This window comes from Arhodomonas sp. KWT (genome assembly GCF_010993615.1).
The window spans coordinates 1-3687 of record NZ_WNXE01000210.1; the positions used below are offsets into that span (position 1 = coordinate 1).

General features: G+C 51.7%; 3 protein-coding genes. All 3 read left to right on the forward strand.

Annotation, left to right across the window (positions count from 1 at the left end; all coding sequences use genetic code 11):
• The first annotated feature begins 78 nt into the window (after positions 1 to 78).
• On the forward strand, positions 79 to 477 hold the full coding sequence (locus G7A99_RS25810) for a pilin (RefSeq protein ID WP_163142246.1): 399 nt from the start codon (positions 79 to 81) through the stop codon (positions 475 to 477).
• Between the two features lie 73 nt (positions 478 to 550).
• The gene (locus G7A99_RS16730) at positions 551 to 2578 is read left to right on the forward strand and encodes a hypothetical protein (protein WP_163142249.1); all 2028 of its coding nucleotides are present in this window, start codon (positions 551 to 553) and stop codon (positions 2576 to 2578) included.
• Between the two features lie 46 nt (positions 2579 to 2624).
• Positions 2625 to 3536: a glycosyltransferase family 2 protein gene (locus tag G7A99_RS16735; RefSeq protein WP_163142252.1), complete on the forward strand. Its 912-nt coding sequence runs from the start codon at positions 2625 to 2627 to the stop codon at positions 3534 to 3536.
• Positions 3537 to 3687 lie beyond the last annotated feature (151 nt).

Here is a 3687-nt window from a genome sequence, read left to right on the forward strand (position 1 = left end):
TGGACCGGGGCAACCCGGTTGGGCACACACGGCCACCCGGACAACTTCAGTACTGTTGAACGCAAATGGAGTTCACCCATGAAGAAGACACAGCAGGGCTTCACGCTCATCGAGCTGATGATCGTTGTTGCGATCATCGGCATCCTCGCCGCCATCGCCATCCCGGCGTATCAGGACTACACCCGGCGCGCTCAGGCCAGTGAGCTGATCTCGGTCGCTGCGCCCGTCAAGACCGCAGTTTCCGAGTTTGCCGTGGTCAACGGCTACCTCCCGAACGCGGGTAGCGTTAACTTTTCTAGCGTAAGCACGGACCTTGTGAGTGGCGTAACCTGGAACGGCGGTTCTATTTCCGTTACAGGCTCCGGCCAGCTGTCAAGTCTCACGATCAGCATGGACCCCACACTGAATTCCGGCTCCGTGACGTGGGAGTGCAACTCCTCCGGATCGGTCGAGTACGCCCCGAGCAGCTGCCAGTAAACGACGACGCTCAACCGAAGGGTGATATGATGGGGCCAATCAAATTGGCCCCATCTTCTTTTCCGGAAAGGCAATGTCCATCACTCATCCCCGCACGCCGCAACCCATATCTGAATTCTTTTCCGCGTTAGCACTACCCGTTTCTCTTATATTTTCTTTTTATATATTAAAAGCGGGGCTATCCGGAAGTTTCCTTTTTGACGACTTCTCGAATCTGGAACCTTTAGGTAGAGCCCATGGGCTAGTGGACTCGTACCATGAAATAATGTCTTTTCTAACGGGCAACATCTCCGGCCCTACCGGCCGCCCTGTATCCCTACTTACGTTTCTGATTAATCAGTACGGCTGGCCCGGCGACGCCACCTCCTTCCTTTGGACCAACCTGATGCTCCACCTTCTCACTGGAGTTGCTGTCTTTCAATTTACACGTCTCTGCATAAAAAGCGTGCGACAAAAAGCCGCCCAAGACAATGAACTCCAAAACAACCTTCTCCCCCTACTGGCGTGCTCTCTTTGGTTGATTTTACCGCTACAAATATCGACCGTCTTTTATGTCATCCAGCGCATGACGCAACTTTCCGCTCTTTTTACACTCGCGTCGCTTTCGCTCTATATTTCCGGCCGTCACGCTATTGAAAACAACCGCCCAAAGAGAGGCATTGCCTTTCTGGTCGCCTGCCCACTTGCTGCACTCATCGGGTTTTATGCGAAAGAAAATGCGGCCATCGCGCCCATACTCATCGTTATCCTAGAAGCCACGGTTCTTTCATCAAGCGACACATCCACGAAAAACCCCTTAATTAGGCGCCTAGTCGTTTTTTCGTACGGCATCGCGCCAATGGCCATTATACTTTTTTACTTGGCCATAAGCACCGCGAAATCTGGCGCGACATGGACGGCAGGATTCGGACGAGTCCTTCTTCAAGGAGAGGTCCTGCTGAACTACATGTATAAAATCCTCATCCCCCAAAACTCAACCTCTGGATTATTTTACGACAGCTTTATACCAATACCCCCCAGCACCGAAAATATCATAATTTCCGCAATCGGCTGGGCCACAATTGCAGCTTTAGTCATTATCGCGCTTTACGTGCGCAAACGATTCCCATTGATAGCACTTGGTTTTCTGTTTTTCTTTGCAGGCCACCTTATAGAATCTTCCGGGCTCTCCCTCGACCTCTACTATGAGCACCGAAATTACCTACCTTCTATAGGTCTTATCATCGCCGGCCTTAGAGGCATAAACATTCTATACAACCACAAGAAAAAACTCGCATTTGCCTTATTTGCCACTCTTTTTGCCGCCAACGCGGCACAGGCACACTTACGCGCAAGTTTGTGGGGCAAGCCGCAACTTGCAGCAACTGTTTGGACTATTGAAGCACCAAAGTCGTCATCTGCCTGGCTTCGCTTATCATTTGTTGCAAACCGCTACAACAATGTCATGACACTTCGATACGCGTTGACAGAGTGGCAAAAAAACGCCCCCTCCCTTCTGGCGCCTAGGCTACTTACCCTTCGCCTTAACTGCCCAAGGTCACCGCTTGACCCAGACCGTGTAAAAGCATTAATAACAATGGCCAAACATACCCCGGAGTTCAACGGTCTCAACCAATACCTTGAACCACTTATTCGGCAGGCGGCAAGCGGTGAGTGCGAGGGATTAAGTGTCGAACAGAGTTACTACATAATTAGAGCGCTACTCGACAATCCCAAATTCGGGATATGGCAGAAAAAATATTTATGGACGCTGGCAGGTTACATTCTTGCTAGCAAAGGGATCGGCCACGAGGCCTACAATGCTTTCAAGCAAGCGAACAAGCTAGTCTATGACCCCCGAATGAGGGAAAAACAGGAGTCTGGTCTCCGCATGGCGGGATTCCCTGAATTGGCAAAAGCCCTCGCGTCGGAGAGGTTCAAAAACGACCGCCCCACCCGGTTTGGGGAACTACATATCCGCACTCTCATGTCGCATATATTGGACTGGGATACAGCCAAACAGTCTGAGTTCCCGGTGCCGCCCGGCGATTCACACGCCAAACCTCAGAACCGCACAGGAAAAACCAAAGAAATACTTCTACCGGCTGGGTTGCCCAAATGACAAAGGAACCCCAAATCAAACTTATGGAACAATCAGGACGGGCATAATGACCAAGACACCCGCCCCCCAGAACCGCGTTTCGGTTATATTGCCAGCAAAGAACGAAGCAGATTCGGTCGCTTCAGTAATACATGCCATCCAGACGCATCTTTCCGCGCATGAAATCCTGGTGGTGGACGACGGCTCAAGTGACGAAACCGGTTCTATAGCAGCAAATGCTGGTGCGCGCGTGCTATCACGTCCATACAGCATGGGCAACGGCGCCGCGGTAAAACTAGGCGCACGTCATGCCGAGGGTGAAATATTCGTTTTTATGGATGCTGACGGTCAGCACGACCCCGCAGACATACAAGTTCTTCTCGACATCATGGAACGTGACGGCATGGACATGGTGATAGGAGCAAGACGCAGCGCATCCCAGGCGAACATAGGCCGCGGCATGGCTAATGCTTTATACAATCGTCTCGCCACCTATATGACAGGTCATGCAATACCCGACCTAACCTCCGGCTTCCGCGCGGTCCGCGCGGCGCCGTTCCGCAAGTTCCTTTACTTATTACCTAACGGATTTTCATATCCTACAACAATTACCATGGCGTTTTTCAGGGCCGGCTATACCGTAGAGTATGTTCCGATAACCGCACGGCAACGGAGCGGCCGCAGCCACATCCGCCCCATCCGGGACGGGCTACGGTTTCTTCTGATTATCTTTAAGGTCGCAACGCTTTATTCACCCTTAAAGATATTTGCTCCGGCGAGCGGCGGAATGTTTTTACTAGGTCTTGCGTATTATGCATTTACATATATCAGCCAGGGGCGTTTCACCAACATGTCGGCGCTACTCTTAACGACCGCCGTCCTAGCGTTCCTCATTGGCTTAGTCTCCGAACAGATCACGCAGCTGATGTACAAGGACACCGACCAAAACAGCATCCACACTGTGGACAATGACCACTAAAATCAGCCTAAATCGACGGGTCCTATTGGTCACCCGAAACCTGCCGCCGCTGATGGGGGGTATGGAACGCCTAGTTGTCAGGTCCCGGATGATTGCGCACCTGCCGAATGAATAGTTGCGGGTGGCTTTGTTGCCATTCCTTCAGCGCCTG

Bases quoted from the DNA above. Each gene is read 5' to 3' on its own strand.
- G7A99_RS25810 (WP_163142246.1), top strand. From the start codon at position 79: ATGAAGAAGACACAGCAGGGCTTCACGCTCATCGAGCTGATGATCGTT.
- G7A99_RS16730 (WP_163142249.1), top strand. From the start codon at position 551: ATGTCCATCACTCATCCCCGCACGCCGCAACCCATATCTGAATTCTTT.
- G7A99_RS16735 (WP_163142252.1), top strand. From the start codon at position 2,625: ATGACCAAGACACCCGCCCCCCAGAACCGCGTTTCGGTTATATTGCCA.